The sequence below is a fragment of the Fulvivirga lutea genome (assembly GCF_017068455.1).
In the GTDB taxonomy this organism is placed as follows: domain Bacteria; phylum Bacteroidota; class Bacteroidia; order Cytophagales; family Cyclobacteriaceae; genus Fulvivirga; species Fulvivirga lutea.
This window is the reverse complement of record NZ_CP070608.1, coordinates 283,339-297,528: the sequence shown is the minus strand read 5'-3', so window position 1 is coordinate 297,528 and position 14,190 is coordinate 283,339. Positions and strand designations below refer to the sequence as shown.

Below are 14,190 nucleotides of genomic sequence, written 5' to 3'. Positions count from 1 at the left end.
TTAGAAAACTGTTTATTTGCAATTATGGTGAAAATTACGATTTCTAACCTCAATAACCTTACAATTAAGAGTAACGATACTACCAAACCGGTGTTATCTATTCTTCAGGATAATTTTGTTGACTGGATGCATGCTTGTGGAGGTAAAGGAAGGTGCACCACATGTAAATTTAAGGTGGTTAAAGGAGGTGAGAATCTATCATCTATTACAGATGCAGAGCAAAAATTTGCTAATATGAACAGGCTTAATCTGAAATCAGAGCGTTTATGTTGCCAGGTAAGATTAGAGAAAGATGAAGTAGAAATTGAAGTCCCTGATGAATCAAAACTTCCTCATCTGGATTATACTTATTAAATGAGCAGTTCCAGTATTCAAAAAAATATATTTTTGCAGGATGTTTATTGAGCCACATTTAGGGAAGAGTAACAAATCCGGCTGGATAGAAGTAGTGTGTGGCTGCATGTTTTCCGGTAAAACTGAAGAGCTTATTCGTAGGTTAAATCGCGCCATAATTGCAAAACAGAAAGTAGAAATCTTTAAACCGAAAGTCGATACCAGATACGATAAAGAAAATGTTGTTTCGCATAATGAAACATCAATACGTTCTACTCCCGTAAATTTTGCCAATGACATTTTACTATTGGCTGGCAATTGTGATGTAGTTGGTATTGATGAAGCACAATTCTTTGACGACCAACTCGTTGATGTTTGTAATAAATTGGCAAATAGTGGTAAACGAGTGATAGTTGCAGGTTTAGACATGGATTATGAGGGGAAGCCGTTTGGCCCTATGCCTAATTTGTTGGCGGTAGCTGAGTTTGTCACAAAGGTTCATGCGATATGTGCAGATACTGGCGAGCTGGCATCGTTCAGTTTTAGGTTGGCCAAAGAAGATAGTCAGGTGCTCCTTGGCGAGAAACAAGAGTATGAGGCACGAAGCCGAAGAAGCTTTTTCGAAGGGATGAAAAATAGAAAATGAAAAACTTTCTTTTAGTAGTATTCTTATTCCATTCATTTTTAATTAATGCTCAATCCAATATACCCATTGGCACATGGCGCACGCATTTTTCTTATAATCGGGTTAACCAAGTTCTGGTTGAAGATAATCGTGTATTTGCAGTGAGCGATAACGGTTTGTTCGTTTATGACAAGGAAGATGGTTCTTTAACGACCATTTCAAAAATCAATGGTTTACAAGAGGATGATATCTCCGCCATAGGGTATAGTCAAGCGTTAGATAAACTTATCATTGGTTTTGAATCAGGGAACGTAGATGTGTTGGATGGTAATGAAATAGTTAATTTGGACTTGGTGAGTAAATCGCAGGTATTGGGTTCAAAGAGAATCAACCATATTACAACAACAGACAATTTAGCATTCATCTCTACTGCCTATGGCCTACTGAGGATGGATCTCAACAGAATTGAAATAACAGAAACGTATAGGCAACTGGGAGAAATGGCTAATCAAGTTAGCATTAATCAGGCCCTTATTGTTGGGGATACTGTGATGCTGGCAACTGCTGAAGGTGTTATTGCTTCAAACTATTCCAATGGCACTAACTTGTTAAACCCTGTAAATTGGAAAAGAGATTCTCTACCTGATGGTATCCCTTTGGTTAAAATAGACTTCATTTCGGAATTCGATTCAAAACCGGCAGCATTTATTAATGAAGATGGCCTGTACATATATGAAAATGGAATTTGGAATAGGTCTTCAGCTTATCAAGGAGTGTCTCTTTCAGTTTTAAAGTCCAATAATAACAATCTTGTAACCATCAATGAAGGTGTGGTTCAGGTACTATATTCTGACCTTTCTATTACTGAATTTGTTGATAACGCCATAGACATTCCGCTGGATGCAGACCTGGACGGTAACAGCATTTGGGTTGGGAGTATCAATAATGGCTTGGTTACCAATGTGAATTGGGGTTTTGAGAGTTTTAATCCTTCTGGCCCGAATACTAATCAAGTGGCGGAATTTTTTACCTTGGATAATTTAATAATAAGTATGCCAGGTGGGCCTAACGAGTCGTTTCAACCTCAAAATAATGATTTCGGGTATAACACATTTGCTAATGGTAACTGGCAATCATCTTCTCAGTTTGATGATGAATTTTTAGATATTACTGAATGCGTTTATTTTTCTAACACTGATTCCTACTATTTTTCATCGTTTGGTTATGGAATCATGAGACAATCAGGTCAGAACCCAACTATCTTTTACAACACATCTAACTCAAGTTTGGAGCAAGTTAGTTTAGAAGAGAACTCAATTTATGTAACTGATATGATCGACTCAGATGAAGGGCTATGGGCTATTAATTATAATGCTGTAAGGCCTTTGCATTTGTTCGATGGTTCAACTTGGCAATCTTATACTTTGCCAGAAAATAGAATAACTCAAATTATAAACTCCAACTTATATCTCTGGATGGTCATAGATCCTACCGCAGGTGGAGGGCTTTTGGTTTTCGATAAGTCTACAGAAGAGGCAAGAATATTAACTGATCAACCCGGAAATGGAGGGTTACCATCAAGAGCAGTTAATGCCATTGAAATTGATAAAAATGGAGAAATCTGGATAGGAACGAGTAGCGGTGTGGCAACAATGTCATCACTAACAAATATAATTGGTACTTCAGTAGACGTATTTAAGCCCATTTTTGAGAATAGGTTTTTGCTGAGAGACGAAGAAATAACATCCATTAAAATTGATGGCGGTAATAGAAAGTGGATAGGCACAAATAATGGAGTATGGTTATTCAATAATGATGTGAACGAACTCCTGGCTAATTTTAATATTGAAAATAGCCCACTGCCTTCAAATAGTATTTTGGCGCTTGATATAATCCCAACTACTGGCGAGGTTTTCATCGGTACTCCTAGTGGAATTGTCTCTTATCGTTCAGATGCAACTGAGGCTGTCACTTCACATCAAAATGTTAAAGTATTTCCAAACCCAGTCTCTAAGGAATTTCAGGGGCTAGTAGGTATTAGCGGATTAGCTGAAAATGCGAATGTTAAAATCACCGACTCCAATGGAAGACTTATTTGGGATACTCGCGCAGCAGGAGGAACTGCCTCTTGGAACGTATTAGACTATAATGGTAGAAGAGCTTCAACCGGAGTGTACTTTGTATTCAGTTCCAGCGATGATGGTGAAGAAACCTTCGTTGCCAAAATAGCGATAGTTAACTAATGCTTCATAAAACCAAAGGGGTTGTTCTTAAATACTTTAAATACAGAGACACCTCTATTATAGCCAAAGTTTATACGGAGGAGTTTGGGCTCCAATCTTATATAGTCAATGGTGTTCGCAGTGCAAGAGCAAAAGGAAAAATTGCTTTATTTCAACCACTTACATTGCTAAACATGGTTGTATACAAAAAGCCAAACTCAGGAATTCAGCGAATTTCCGAAATGAATTGCAGCACGCCACTTAATTCCATGCCCTATGATATTGTTAAGTCATCAATTGGTGTGTTCATATCTGAAGTACTATATAAATGTATCAAAGAAGACGAGGCAGATGAGTCGCTATTCAATTTTATAAGTAGAACTATTCTTAGTCTAGATGCACAAAAAGAAATTAATCTCAATTTTCATTTGATATTTCTCATTCAACTTTCTCATTACTTAGGTATAGGTATAACTACCACAAATCAGTTTATGTATATTGATAGTGCGAATGAGGTAGAGAAGTTGGAAGAACTGATAAACTCGGAATTTGATTCCAGGCACTCTATACCTAATTCATTAAGAAGAGCTATTCTTGATGATTTATTACAGTTTTATAGAACGCATATTGATATACCTGGAGAATTCAAATCGATAGAAATATTAAGGGCTGTTTTGAAATAAATTAGCTTTTATTGATTGATTTAGATAAAGCGTTTATCTTCGCCAAATCATTCCGCAGGCCGCCTCAGGCTTAAAGAAAAAATTTAACACTTTGTATTTGGTAACTTCTTAAGAGTTGCTATCTTTGCAGTCCTTTTGCGGAAAAACCGTGGAAGATAAAGCATTATTACGCTTACAAAAGATTAAAAAATGTCTGGTATTATAGGAAAGAAAATCGGAATGACTAGCATTTTTGGTGCCGATGGACGAAATGTCGCATGCACGATAATAGAAGCTGGTCCTTGCGTGGTTACGCAAGTAAAAAATGAGGAAAAGGATGGCTACAAGGCTGTTCAATTGGGCTTTGGAGAGCGTAAAGAAAAGAATACTCCAAACGCTTTAAAAGGACATTTCGCAAAAGCGCAAACAACTCCTAAAAGAGAAGTTGTAGAGTTTAGAGATTTCCGTGAAGAATTTGAAGGTCAAATTCAATTAGGACAGGAAATTAATGTGGGTGATGTATTTGTGGAAGGAGACTTCGTAGATGCAGTAGGCACATCAAAAGGAAAAGGTTTCCAAGGGGTTGTTAAAAGACATAACTTCGGTGGTGTTGGTCAGCAAACTCACGGTCAGCACAACAGATTAAGAGCTCCAGGTTCTATAGGTGGTGCTTCTTATCCTGCTAGAGTTTTCAAAGGAATGAGAATGGCAGGAAGAACTGGCGGTAGCAGAACCAAGCTTGTAAACCTTAGGGTAATGAAAATTATGCCTGAGAAAAACCTGATTTTAGTTAGTGGATCCGTTCCAGGAGCCAAAAATTCAACTGTAATTCTTGAGAAATAATGAATATCTCAGTAATAAAATATAGCGGAGAAGATACCGGAAGAAAAGTTACCCTTTCTAAAGAGGTGTTTGGTATCGAACCTAATGATCATGCTATCTATTTAGACGTGAAGCAATTCCTTGCTAACCAAAGACAAGGAACTCACAAATCTAAAGAGAGAGCAGAAATCGCTGGTTCAACGAAAAAGATTAAAAAGCAAAAAGGAACTGGTACTGCAAGAGCTGGTAGCATTAAGTCTCCTGTATTCAGAGGTGGAGGTAGAGTTTTTGGTCCACAACCAAGAAACTATTCTTTCAAATTGAACAAGAAACTTAAGGAACTAGCTAGAAAATCAGCCCTTACTTATAAAGCAAAAGATAAGAGCATTTCAGTAGTTGAGGATTTCTCTTTCGAGACTCCAAAAACTAAAGAGTATGTAAAAATGCTAACAGCTCTTTCTTTAGATAACAAGAAGACATTGCTTGTACTTCCTGAAAATAATAAAAGCGTTGCTTTGTCAGGAAGAAACGTTCAGAACACAAAAGTGGTGAAAGCTGATATGCTTACAACTTACGATGTGTTGAACGCAGATAACTTGATCCTTAGTGAAGGATCAATTGAGAAAATTGATAACCTATTGAAGAAATAATAATGAGCGTTTTAGTTAAGCCATTGGTTACGGAAAAGGTATCTGCTTTAAATGAAAAAGGCATGTATGGTTTCGTAGTAGATCGAAAAGCCAATAAAGTAGAGATTAAAAGAGAAGTGGAGAAGATGTACGGAGTTACGGTAGAGAGTGTTAACACCATGAACTACTTAGGTAAGTCTAAATCTAGATTCACAAAGTCAAGAGTTATTACTGGAAGAACATCTTCTTACAAGAAGGCTATTGTTACAGTTTCTGAAGGTGATGTAATCGATTTTTATAGCGAAATATAATTTAGCGGAAAATGGCGATTAAAAAATTAAGACCGGTTACACCCGGACAGAGATACAGAGTAGCACCAGGCTTTACAGAGATCACAAAAGATACTCCTGAAAAGTCATTGGTAGTAACTAAGAAGAGAACTGGAGGTAGAAACAATTCTGGTAAAATGACTATGCGCTACATTGGTGGTGGTCACAAAAAGAAATCCAGAATTATTGACTTCAAAAGAAATAAATTCGATGTACCTGCAACTGTAAAGGCTATCGAGTACGATCCAACAAGATCTGCACGTATTGCTTTACTTTATTATGCTGATGGAGCGAAAGCTTATATCATTGCTCCTGAAGGATTAACAGTTGGTCAGGAAATCGTATCAGGAGAAAATGTTGCTCCTGAAGTAGGAAACGCTCTTCCTCTTAGCAAAATTCCTTTAGGAACAATCATTCACAACTTAGAGTTGAAGCCTGGTAAAGGTGGTGCAATGGCTAGAAGTGCTGGTTCTTATGTTCAGCTTTTAGCAAGAGAAGGAAAATATGCTACTATCAAATTACCTTCAGGCGAAACAAGAAGAGTATTAGTTACTTGCCTTGCTACAGTTGGTGCAGTGTCTAACTCAGATCACATGAACGTGAACTTGGGTAAGGCAGGTAGAAACAGATGGTTAGGAAGAAGACCAAGAACAAGAGGTGTAGCTATGAACCCTGTTGATCACCCGATGGGTGGTGGTGAAGGTAAGTCTTCAGGTGGACATCCAAGATCAAGAAAAGGATTGTACGCTAAAGGTAAGAAGACAAGAACACCTAAAAAGTATTCAAATAATCTAATCATAAGTAGAGGTAAGAAATAATGGCAAGATCACTAAAAAAAGGGCCTTATATAGACTTTAGGCTAGAGAACAAGGTAGAAGCCATGAATGAATCAGGTAAAAAGTCAGTAATCAAAACCTGGTCAAGAAGATCAATGGTATCTCCTGATTTTGTAGGACATACTTTTGCCGTACATAATGGCAATAAATTTATACCTGTATATGTAACTGAAAACATGGTAGGACACAAGCTTGGTGAATTTGCTCCTACTAGAAACTTCAGAGGTCACGTTGGTAAAAAAGATAAAGGCAAGAGATAATTATGGAGGCAGTAGCTAAATTAAATAATGTACCTACTTCTCCTCGTAAAATGAGATTGGTAGCCAATCTAATAAGAGGTGAAAAAGTTAATAAGGCCTTAAACATATTGAAGTTTGAGCCTAAGCAAGGTGCAGCTAGACTAGAGAAATTATTGTTGTCAGCTATCTCAAACTGGCAGCAGAAAAACCAGGATGTGGATCTTGAGGATGCAGATCTATTTGTTAAGACTATCACTGTTGACAGCGGTAGAATCTTAAAAAGATTAAGACCTGCTCCACAAGGAAGAGCTCACAGAATTAGAAAAAGATCTAATCACGTAACTCTTGTACTTGATAGTGCAGCTCCACAGACTGAAGAAAAAGTAGAGACTAAAGATAAAAAAGATAAGTAATGGGACAGAAGGTAAACCCAATAGCGTTTAGATTAGGCATCGTTAGAGGCTGGGACTCAGCTTGGTATGGTGGCGATACGTTCGCTGATAAGTTGGTTGAAGACCATAAGATCAGAAAATACGTAAGTGCTCGTATCCCTAAAGGTGGTATCTCTAAGGTAGTTATCGAAAGAACATTAAAAAGAATCACTTTAACAGTACACACGGCACGTCCAGGAGTTGTTATTGGTAAAGGAGGGTCTGAAGTAGATAAAATCAAAGAAGAGTTAAAGCAACTTACAGGTAAAGATGTTCAAATCAACATCTTCGAAATTAAAAGACCTGAGTTAGATGCTAAACTAGTAGGCGAGTCAATCGCTCAACAACTTCAAGCCAGAATTTCTTACAGAAGAGCTATGAAGCAAGCAATTGCTTCTTCTATGAGAGTAGGAGCTCAAGGTATCAAAGTAAAGGTTTCTGGTCGTTTAGGTGGTGCTGAAATGGCAAGATCTGAACAATATAAAGAAGGTAGAATTCCTCTTCATACATTAAGAGCAGACATCGATTATGCTATCAGTGAAGCAAACACTGTTTATGGTAAAATCGGTATCAAAGTATGGATCTTCAAAGGCGAGGTTTATGGTAAAAGAGATCTTTCTCCTAATGTAGGTGGAGGAAACCAAGGCCAAGGCGGTGGAAGAAAAAGAGGCGATGGTCCTAAAAGAAGTAGAAAGAAGTAATTAGTTAACGTGTAGTCACGAATAGATGTGACCTAAAGACATAAAGATATGTTACAGCCGAAAAGAACAAAGTTCAGAAAACAGCAAAAAGGCAGAATAAAAGGTATCGCCCAAAGAGGACATACTATTGCTTTTGGTGCATTCGGAATCAAAGCAATGGAGCCCGGATGGATTACTTCAAGGCAAATAGAGGCAGCAAGGATTGCGATGACCAGAGCAATGAAAAGAGAAGGTCAGGTTTGGATCAGAATATTTCCTGACAAACCAATCACAAAGAAACCTGCTGAAGTAAGGATGGGTAAAGGTAAAGGTGCTCCTGAGTATTGGGTAGCAGTAGTGAAGCCTGGCACTATTCTTTTTGAAGCCGGTGGAATTAAAAAAGAGTTAGCTCAAGAAGCGTTAAGATTAGCGCAACAGAAGCTTCCTTTAAAAACGAAGTTTGTTGTTCGTAGAGATTACGTTGAATAATAGCGATATGAAAAATTCAGAAATAAAAGCACTAGGCCTTGATGAATTGAAGCAAAAGTTAGTAAGCGAAAAAGAAGCTTACAGAAAACTAAAGTTTGCTCATGAGATTTCTCCAATAGAAAATCCTATGAAAATAAGAGAATCTCGCAAACTAATTGCTAGACTACAAACTGAGTTAAGGGCTAAAGAACTTGCAAATTAAAAGTAAGATGGAAGCAAGAAAATTAAGAAAAGAAAGAGTAGGGCAAGTGGTTAGCAACAAGATGGAGAAGTCTATCACTGTTGCTGTTCACAGAAAAGAGAAACACCCTATGTATGGTAAGTTTGTTAACAAAACTACCAAGTTTACGGCTCATGACGATAAAAACGAATGTGGTATCGGAGATACTGTTCGTATTATGGAAACTCGTCCTCTGAGTAAAAACAAAAGATGGAGATTAGTTGAAATCATAGAAAAGGCTAAATAAAATGGTACAACAAGAGTCAAGATTAAATGTTGCGGATAACAGTGGAGCCAAAGAGGTTCTATGCATCCGAGTGTTGGGAGGTACAGGTAAGAAGTATGCTTCAGTAGGTGACAAAATTGTTGTATCAGTGAAGTCTGCACTTTCTTCTAGTAACCTTAAAAAAGGAACGGTTTCAAGAGCTGTAGTTGTAAGAACTAAGAAAGAGGTAAGAAGAAAGGATGGTTCTTATATCAGATTTGAAGATAATGCTGCGGTATTATTAAACCCGAACGATGAACCAAGAGGTACACGTATATTCGGACCTGTTGCAAGAGAATTGAGAGAAAAGCAATTCATGAAAATTGTTTCATTGGCTCCTGAAGTACTTTAATAGTAGAATAAGAAAATGAAAAAATTACACATAAAAAAAGGTGACACTGTAAAGGTAATCTCTGGTAACTCAAAAGGTAAAACAGGGGTTGTTCTAGAAGTTGTTACTGATAAAAACAGAGCGGTAGTAGAAGGAGTAAACGTTGTAACTAAACACGTTAAACCATCAGCTACTAAGCCTGAAGGTGGAATTGAAAAAACAGAAGCTGCGGTTCACGTAAGCAATTTAATGCTTGTTGATCCAGCTACTGGAGAGGCTACCAGAACTGGTAGAAAACTTGACGATAAAGGCAAGTTGCAGAGATATTCTAAGAAAACTGGAGAAATTATTTAAGATGGCTAGTCCGAGATTAAAAGAGAAATATCAGAAAGAAATTGTTCCTGCTTTAAAGGAAAAGTTTCAATACACTTCTATCATGCAGGTGCCTAAGGTAACTAAGATTTGCCTTAACAAAGGTATTGGTGCTGCTGTAGCTGATAAGAAATTAGTAGATGTAGGTGTTGAAGAGCTAACTGCTATCACAGGTCAGAAAGCTATACCTACAATGTCAAAGAAGTCAATCTCTAACTTTAAGTTAAGAGAAGAAATGCCAATTGGTGCTAAAGTAACTTTAAGAGGTGATAAGATGTATGAATTCTTAGATAGACTTCTTTCTATTGCTTTACCAAGGGTAAGAGATTTCAAAGGCGTAAGTGATAAAGGTTTTGACGGAAGAGGTAACTATACATTAGGTGTAAAGGAACAAATCATTTTCCCTGAAATCAGTATCGAAAAAGTAAATAAGATCAACGGTATGGATATCACTTTTGTGACTACTGCTGATTCTGATGAAGAAAGTTACGAACTGTTGAAGGCATTCGGTATGCCATTCGCAAGTAAAAACTAAATATTATGGCAAGAGCTGCAATAAAAGCAAGAGAATTAAAAAGAGAAAAATTAGTAGCAAAGTATGCTGCTAAGAGAAAAGCTCTTAAAGAAGCTGGTGATTATGAAGCATTGGATAAACTTCCAAGAAACGCTTCCCCGGTAAGATTACATAACAGATGTAAACTAACTGGAAGACCAAAAGGCTACATGAGAAAGTTTGGAATCTCTAGGGTTACATTCAGAGAAATGGCTTCTGAAGGTAAAATACCAGGTGTTACAAAAGCTAGCTGGTAATTCTCTTAAATATATTTTTAAAGAAATAAAATGTTTGTATCTTTGCAGGCCGTTTTCAGGGGTAGTAAGGATATAATTAGATTTAAATTAAAATGACAGATCCAATAGCAGATTATTTGACCCGTTTGAGGAATGCTATTAAAGCAAAGCATAAGGTAATTGATATACCTGCCTCAAATATCAAAAAGGAACTTACGAAGGTACTTTTTGATAAAGGTTATATCCTGAACTATAAGTTCGAGGATACTAAAAACCATCAGGGTAATATAAAAATAGCGCTTAAGTACACTGAAGATAACAAGCCTGCTGTTTATAACCTTGAAAGAGTGAGTAAACCTGGTTTAAGAAAGTATACCAAGGCTGATGCTCTACCAAGAGTATTAAACGGATTAGGTGTAGCTATCATATCTACATCTAAAGGTGTTGTTACTGACAAAGAAGCCAGAGAGCTTCAAGTTGGTGGAGAAGTATTGTGTTACGTTTACTAAGAATTAATTAAATAGACATCAATGTCACGAATAGGGAAAAAACCAATTAAGCTTGTTGACGGAGTGTCCTACAATTATGATACTAAGGAAGGTATCATTTCTGTAAAAGGACCAAAAGGCGAGCTTAAACAAAAAATTGACCCTGCTTTCAAATTGGTTGAAAATGAAGGCACGTTAAGTATCGAAAGACCAACAGAACAGAAGAGACATAAAGCTCTTCATGGTTTATACAGGTCTTTGATACATAATATGTTTGAAGGAGTTAGCCAAGGATATAAGAAGCAGTTGGAGTTAGTAGGGGTAGGTTACAAAGCCACCGCTCAAAACAATGTGTTGGAACTAAGCCTTGGATATTCTCACAATATCTGGATGGCCATTCCAAGTGAATTATCTGTATCAGCTGAGACTGAGAAAGGTAAGAATCCGGTAGTAACATTAGAAGGTTACGATAAGCAATTAATCGGACAAGTAGCGGCTAAAATTAAGTCGTTGAGAGAGGTTGAGCCTTACAAAGGTAAAGGTATCAAGTTTGTTGGTCAGTATGTTAGACGTAAGGCTGGTAAGCAAGCTGCTAAATAATTAAAGAGATGGCATTCAATAAGATTAGAAGAAGACTTCGAATTAAAAAGGGTATCAGAAACAGAATTCAGGGTACTACTGAAAGACCAAGATTATCTGTTTTTAAAAGTAATAAGGCTATTTACGCCCAGATTATTGACGATAGTAAAGGACAGACGCTTTCTGCATCTTCATCTGCAGAGTTAGGTTCTAAGCTAAATATTAACACTTCCATAGAAGTAGGTAAGAAGATCGCTGAAAAAGCATCTGCTGCCGGCATCAAAGAAGTAGTATTTGATAGAAATGGTTATTTGTATCATGGTAAAGTAAAAGCTTTAGCTGATGGTGCAAGAGATGGAGGTCTAAAATTTTAAAGCATTATGTCTCAAAGTAATATTAAATCAGTGAAAGCAAGCGAAATCGACCTTAAAGAAAAGGTTGTTGCCATCAAAAGAGTAGCCAAAGTGGTGAAAGGTGGTAGAAGATTTAGCTTCTCTGCTATTGTGGTTGTTGGTGATGGTAATGGTGTTGTAGGTTACGGATTAGGAAAAGCTAACGAAGTAACTGACGCTATCACTAAAGGAATTGATGACGCAAAGAAAAACTTAGTGAAAGTTCCTGTTATTAAGGGAACTGTACCTCACGAGGCTTTAGGTAAATACAGTGGTGGTTTCGTATTGTTGAAACCAGCATCTCCTGGTACTGGTGTTATAGCTGGTGGTGCGATGCGTGCTGTATTAGAAAGTGCAGGTGTACATAACGTACTTGCGAAATCTAAAGGATCATCTAACCCTCACAACGTGGTAAAAGCAACATTTGATGCTCTTACCAACATGAGAGATCCTTTTACTGTAGCTAAAGATAGAGGAGTATCATTGTCTAAAGTATTTAACGGATAAGATCATGTCTAAAGTTAAAATTTCACAAGTAAGAAGTACAATCGGAAGACCTGAGGTACAAAAGAGAACTATCAAAGCTTTAGGCTTAGGTAAGATAAATAAATCTGTTGAAGTGGAATTAACTCCACAAGTAAACGGAATGATTAATAAAGTGAACCATTTGGTATCTGTAACTGAGATATAATTATGAAACTCAATACATTAAAACCTGCAGAGGGTTCTGTAAAAGGAAAGAAAAGAATAGGTAGAGGTCAAGGATCTGGTAAAGGTGGTACTTCTACAAGAGGACATAAAGGTGCTCAATCAAGATCTGGTTACAGCAAGAAAAAAGGTTTTGAAGGTGGTCAAATGCCACTTCAAAGACGTGTACCTAAGTTTGGTTTCACTAGTCCTAACAGAATTGAATACAGAGCAATCAATCTTAGCACTTTAGAAGAGCTTGTAGGCAAAACTAAAGCGAAAGCAATCGATCTTCAATTATTGGTTGACAATGGATTGGCTCATAAGAATGATGTTGTTAAAATATTAGGAAACGGAGAGTTAAAGTCTAAAGTAGATGTTACGGCTCATGCTTTTTCAGCAACTGCAGCTAAAGCAATAGAAGCTGCTGGCGGTAAAGCAACTACGTTGTAATTATGAAGAAGTTTTTTACTACTATAAAGAATATATTTTCAATTGAAGATCTGAGAATCAGAATCCTTAATACTATTGGGTTCTTGATGATTTTCAGATTAGGTTCATTCATCGTGCTTCCCGGAGTTGATCCAGATGCATTAGGTAGTGGAGCTACTGGTGGTATATTCGATCTTTTAAATACCTTTTTAGGAGGTTCATTTAGTAGGGCTTCGATTTTTGCTCTAGGTATTATGCCTTATATTTCTGCCTCAATTGTTATTCAGTTGTTGACAGTGGCTGTACCTTACTTCCAAAAGCTTCAAAAGGAAGGTGAATCTGGAAGAAAAAGATTAACTCAAATCACGAGATTTTTAACAATAGCTATTACAGCAGCTCAAGGCGGTAGTTACTTAGCTGTAACGATACCTGCTGAAGCTATCATGTATTCAGCTGCATTTTTCCAGGTTGCTTCAATGGTAATCTTGGTTGCGGGAACCATGTTCTGTATGTGGCTAGGTGAGAGAATCACCGATAAGGGTATTGGAAACGGTATTTCTATGCTTATTATGATTGGTATCATATCTAGGTTTCCTGGATCAATCGTAAGTGAAATGATGACAAGAGGCATGAGTGGAGCTCTTATGTTTGTGTTGGAAATTGTGGCATTATTCTTCGTGGTAATGGCAACAGTAATGCTAACACAGGCTGCGAGAAGAATACCTATTCAGTATGCAAAGCAAGTTATTGGTAACAAGTTGTACGGTGGTAAAAGAGATTATATTCCATTAAAAGTGAATGCTTCAGGTGTAATGCCTATCATTTTTGCTCAGGCATTAATGTTCATTCCATCAATGATTGCCGGTTTATGGCAAGATAGTGATATCGGGGCATATATTGGAAGTACTTTTGCTGACCCTTACAGCTGGCAGTATAACTTAGTGTTTGGTTTGTTAATACTTGTTTTTACATTCTTTTACACGGCTATTACTGTTAACCCTAATGACATAGCTGATAATTTGAAAAGAAATGGAGGTTTTATTCCTGGTATTAAGCCTGGAAAGCAAACTTCTGAATTCATAGATCAGATTTTAACAAAAATTACATTACCAGGATCAATATTCTTGGCAATCGTTGCTATACTACCTGCATTTGCTGTTCAAGCTGGTGTAAGTGGTAATTTCGCTCAGTTTTTTGGCGGAACATCATTGATCATTATGGTGGGTGTAATTCTTGATACTTTGCAACAAATAGAAAGTTATTTGTTGATGAGACATTATGAAGGAATGATGAAGTCCGGAAAAGTAAAAGGACGATCTCAAATTGCTGCTGCCTAGT

The 14,190-nt window shown here is 37.1% G+C and carries 25 protein-coding genes; all 25 read left to right on the top strand.

The window, feature by feature from the left end; genetic code table 11:
- Positions 1-24: 24 nt before the first annotated feature.
- The 25 genes from JR347_RS01535 to secY all read left to right on the top strand — a co-directional run bounded on the left by JR347_RS01535 (position 25) and on the right by secY (position 14,189).
- The gene (locus JR347_RS01535) at positions 25-354 is read left to right on the top strand and encodes a 2Fe-2S iron-sulfur cluster-binding protein (protein ID WP_205722306.1); all 330 of its coding nucleotides are present in this window, start codon (positions 25-27) and stop codon (positions 352-354) included.
- Between the two features lie 40 nt (positions 355-394).
- Positions 395-979, top strand: coding sequence for a thymidine kinase (locus tag JR347_RS01530; protein WP_205722305.1), 585 nt, complete (start codon positions 395-397; stop codon positions 977-979).
- A complete protein-coding gene (porZ, locus tag JR347_RS01525; RefSeq protein WP_205722304.1) occupies positions 976-3,201 on the top strand; it encodes a type IX secretion system anionic LPS delivery protein PorZ in 2,226 nt (741 codons plus the stop codon). The genes JR347_RS01530 and porZ overlap by 4 nt, the downstream gene beginning before the upstream one ends.
- Complete coding sequence (recO, locus tag JR347_RS01520; RefSeq protein WP_205722303.1) at positions 3,201-3,863, top strand: DNA repair protein RecO; 663 nt, start codon at positions 3,201-3,203, stop codon at positions 3,861-3,863. The genes porZ and recO overlap by 1 nt, the downstream gene beginning before the upstream one ends.
- A gap of 189 nt (positions 3,864-4,052) precedes the next feature.
- Positions 4,053-4,685 carry a 50S ribosomal protein L3 gene (gene rplC, locus JR347_RS01515; RefSeq protein WP_205722302.1) on the top strand — a complete coding sequence of 211 codons (633 nt, stop codon included), beginning with the start codon at positions 4,053-4,055 and terminating at the stop codon, positions 4,683-4,685.
- On the top strand, positions 4,685-5,314 hold the full coding sequence (gene rplD / locus JR347_RS01510) for a 50S ribosomal protein L4 (RefSeq protein ID WP_205722301.1): 630 nt from the start codon (positions 4,685-4,687) through the stop codon (positions 5,312-5,314). Before rplC ends, rplD begins: the two co-directional genes overlap by 1 nt.
- A 2-nt stretch (positions 5,315-5,316) precedes the next feature.
- The gene (rplW, locus tag JR347_RS01505; protein WP_205722300.1) at positions 5,317-5,604 is read left to right on the top strand and encodes a 50S ribosomal protein L23; all 288 of its coding nucleotides are present in this window, start codon (positions 5,317-5,319) and stop codon (positions 5,602-5,604) included.
- 11 nt (positions 5,605-5,615) lie between these two features.
- Positions 5,616-6,440 carry a 50S ribosomal protein L2 gene (rplB, locus tag JR347_RS01500; RefSeq protein ID WP_205722299.1) on the top strand — a complete coding sequence of 275 codons (825 nt, stop codon included), beginning with the start codon at positions 5,616-5,618 and terminating at the stop codon, positions 6,438-6,440.
- Positions 6,440-6,718 carry a 30S ribosomal protein S19 gene (gene rpsS / locus JR347_RS01495; RefSeq protein WP_205722298.1) on the top strand — a complete coding sequence of 93 codons (279 nt, stop codon included), beginning with the start codon at positions 6,440-6,442 and terminating at the stop codon, positions 6,716-6,718. The genes rplB and rpsS overlap by 1 nt, the downstream gene beginning before the upstream one ends.
- A 2-nt stretch (positions 6,719-6,720) precedes the next feature.
- Complete coding sequence (gene rplV, locus JR347_RS01490) at positions 6,721-7,110, top strand: 50S ribosomal protein L22 (RefSeq protein ID WP_205722297.1); 390 nt, start codon at positions 6,721-6,723, stop codon at positions 7,108-7,110.
- Positions 7,110-7,829 (top strand): 30S ribosomal protein S3, encoded by a 720-nt coding sequence (gene rpsC / locus JR347_RS01485; protein ID WP_205722296.1) that lies wholly within the window; start codon positions 7,110-7,112, stop codon positions 7,827-7,829. Before rplV ends, rpsC begins: the two co-directional genes overlap by 1 nt.
- Before the next feature lie 48 nt (positions 7,830-7,877).
- Positions 7,878-8,297, top strand: a complete 420-nt coding sequence (gene rplP / locus JR347_RS01480) for a 50S ribosomal protein L16 (protein ID WP_205722295.1) — start codon at positions 7,878-7,880, stop codon at positions 8,295-8,297.
- 7 nt (positions 8,298-8,304) lie between these two features.
- Positions 8,305-8,499, top strand: coding sequence for a 50S ribosomal protein L29 (gene rpmC, locus JR347_RS01475; protein WP_205722294.1), 195 nt, complete (start codon positions 8,305-8,307; stop codon positions 8,497-8,499).
- A 7-nt stretch (positions 8,500-8,506) separates the two neighbouring features.
- Positions 8,507-8,764, top strand: coding sequence for a 30S ribosomal protein S17 (gene rpsQ / locus JR347_RS01470; RefSeq protein WP_205722293.1), 258 nt, complete (start codon positions 8,507-8,509; stop codon positions 8,762-8,764).
- Between the two features lies 1 nt (position 8,765).
- Positions 8,766-9,134, top strand: a complete 369-nt coding sequence (gene rplN / locus JR347_RS01465; protein WP_205722292.1) for a 50S ribosomal protein L14 — start codon at positions 8,766-8,768, stop codon at positions 9,132-9,134.
- A 15-nt stretch (positions 9,135-9,149) separates the two neighbouring features.
- A complete protein-coding gene (gene rplX, locus JR347_RS01460) occupies positions 9,150-9,467 on the top strand; it encodes a 50S ribosomal protein L24 (RefSeq protein ID WP_205722291.1) in 318 nt (105 codons plus the stop codon).
- Between the two features lies 1 nt (position 9,468).
- Positions 9,469-10,020 carry a 50S ribosomal protein L5 gene (gene rplE / locus JR347_RS01455; RefSeq protein ID WP_205722290.1) on the top strand — a complete coding sequence of 184 codons (552 nt, stop codon included), beginning with the start codon at positions 9,469-9,471 and terminating at the stop codon, positions 10,018-10,020.
- A gap of 5 nt (positions 10,021-10,025) precedes the next feature.
- Entirely contained in the window at positions 10,026-10,295 is a 270-nt protein-coding gene (rpsN, locus tag JR347_RS01450) for a 30S ribosomal protein S14 (protein WP_205722289.1), read from the top strand.
- 92 nt (positions 10,296-10,387) lie between these two features.
- Complete coding sequence (rpsH, locus tag JR347_RS01445) at positions 10,388-10,783, top strand: 30S ribosomal protein S8 (RefSeq protein ID WP_205722288.1); 396 nt, start codon at positions 10,388-10,390, stop codon at positions 10,781-10,783.
- 21 nt (positions 10,784-10,804) lie between these two features.
- Positions 10,805-11,362, top strand: coding sequence for a 50S ribosomal protein L6 (gene rplF / locus JR347_RS01440; protein ID WP_205722287.1), 558 nt, complete (start codon positions 10,805-10,807; stop codon positions 11,360-11,362).
- 8 nt (positions 11,363-11,370) lie between these two features.
- Positions 11,371-11,715 (top strand): 50S ribosomal protein L18, encoded by a 345-nt coding sequence (gene rplR / locus JR347_RS01435; RefSeq protein ID WP_205722286.1) that lies wholly within the window; start codon positions 11,371-11,373, stop codon positions 11,713-11,715.
- Positions 11,716-11,721: 6 nt separating this feature from the next.
- The gene (gene rpsE / locus JR347_RS01430) at positions 11,722-12,240 is read left to right on the top strand and encodes a 30S ribosomal protein S5 (RefSeq protein ID WP_205722285.1); all 519 of its coding nucleotides are present in this window, start codon (positions 11,722-11,724) and stop codon (positions 12,238-12,240) included.
- Positions 12,241-12,244: 4 nt separating this feature from the next.
- The gene (gene rpmD / locus JR347_RS01425) at positions 12,245-12,424 is read left to right on the top strand and encodes a 50S ribosomal protein L30 (protein WP_317192609.1); all 180 of its coding nucleotides are present in this window, start codon (positions 12,245-12,247) and stop codon (positions 12,422-12,424) included.
- A 2-nt stretch (positions 12,425-12,426) separates the two neighbouring features.
- Positions 12,427-12,873: a 50S ribosomal protein L15 gene (gene rplO, locus JR347_RS01420; RefSeq protein WP_205722284.1), complete on the top strand. Its 447-nt coding sequence runs from the start codon at positions 12,427-12,429 to the stop codon at positions 12,871-12,873.
- Positions 12,874-12,875: 2 nt separating this feature from the next.
- The gene (gene secY, locus JR347_RS01415) at positions 12,876-14,189 is read left to right on the top strand and encodes a preprotein translocase subunit SecY (RefSeq protein ID WP_205722283.1); all 1,314 of its coding nucleotides are present in this window, start codon (positions 12,876-12,878) and stop codon (positions 14,187-14,189) included.
- Position 14,190: the final 1 nt, after the last annotated feature.

Coding starts and splice junctions, on each gene's coding strand:
- rpsS (WP_205722298.1), top strand. CDS start 6,440: ATGGCAAGATCACTAAAAAAAGGGCCTTATATAGACTTTAGGCTAGAG.
- rplE (WP_205722290.1), top strand. CDS start 9,469: ATGGCTAGTCCGAGATTAAAAGAGAAATATCAGAAAGAAATTGTTCCT.
- rplC (WP_205722302.1), top strand. CDS start 4,053: ATGTCTGGTATTATAGGAAAGAAAATCGGAATGACTAGCATTTTTGGT.
- JR347_RS01530 (WP_205722305.1), top strand. CDS start 395: ATGTTTATTGAGCCACATTTAGGGAAGAGTAACAAATCCGGCTGGATA.
- rplP (WP_205722295.1), top strand. CDS start 7,878: ATGTTACAGCCGAAAAGAACAAAGTTCAGAAAACAGCAAAAAGGCAGA.
- rplN (WP_205722292.1), top strand. CDS start 8,766: ATGGTACAACAAGAGTCAAGATTAAATGTTGCGGATAACAGTGGAGCC.
- rplO (WP_205722284.1), top strand. CDS start 12,427: ATGAAACTCAATACATTAAAACCTGCAGAGGGTTCTGTAAAAGGAAAG.
- JR347_RS01535 (WP_205722306.1), top strand. CDS start 25: ATGGTGAAAATTACGATTTCTAACCTCAATAACCTTACAATTAAGAGT.
- rpmD (WP_317192609.1), top strand. CDS start 12,245: ATGTCTAAAGTTAAAATTTCACAAGTAAGAAGTACAATCGGAAGACCT.
- rpsN (WP_205722289.1), top strand. CDS start 10,026: ATGGCAAGAGCTGCAATAAAAGCAAGAGAATTAAAAAGAGAAAAATTA.
- rplW (WP_205722300.1), top strand. CDS start 5,317: ATGAGCGTTTTAGTTAAGCCATTGGTTACGGAAAAGGTATCTGCTTTA.
- rpsC (WP_205722296.1), top strand. CDS start 7,110: ATGGGACAGAAGGTAAACCCAATAGCGTTTAGATTAGGCATCGTTAGA.
- secY (WP_205722283.1), top strand. CDS start 12,876: ATGAAGAAGTTTTTTACTACTATAAAGAATATATTTTCAATTGAAGAT.
- rpsQ (WP_205722293.1), top strand. CDS start 8,507: ATGGAAGCAAGAAAATTAAGAAAAGAAAGAGTAGGGCAAGTGGTTAGC.
- rplB (WP_205722299.1), top strand. CDS start 5,616: ATGGCGATTAAAAAATTAAGACCGGTTACACCCGGACAGAGATACAGA.
- rpsE (WP_205722285.1), top strand. CDS start 11,722: ATGTCTCAAAGTAATATTAAATCAGTGAAAGCAAGCGAAATCGACCTT.
- recO (WP_205722303.1), top strand. CDS start 3,201: ATGCTTCATAAAACCAAAGGGGTTGTTCTTAAATACTTTAAATACAGA.
- rplV (WP_205722297.1), top strand. CDS start 6,721: ATGGAGGCAGTAGCTAAATTAAATAATGTACCTACTTCTCCTCGTAAA.
- rpmC (WP_205722294.1), top strand. CDS start 8,305: ATGAAAAATTCAGAAATAAAAGCACTAGGCCTTGATGAATTGAAGCAA.
- porZ (WP_205722304.1), top strand. CDS start 976: ATGAAAAACTTTCTTTTAGTAGTATTCTTATTCCATTCATTTTTAATT.
- rplD (WP_205722301.1), top strand. CDS start 4,685: ATGAATATCTCAGTAATAAAATATAGCGGAGAAGATACCGGAAGAAAA.
- rpsH (WP_205722288.1), top strand. CDS start 10,388: ATGACAGATCCAATAGCAGATTATTTGACCCGTTTGAGGAATGCTATT.
- rplX (WP_205722291.1), top strand. CDS start 9,150: ATGAAAAAATTACACATAAAAAAAGGTGACACTGTAAAGGTAATCTCT.
- rplR (WP_205722286.1), top strand. CDS start 11,371: ATGGCATTCAATAAGATTAGAAGAAGACTTCGAATTAAAAAGGGTATC.
- rplF (WP_205722287.1), top strand. CDS start 10,805: ATGTCACGAATAGGGAAAAAACCAATTAAGCTTGTTGACGGAGTGTCC.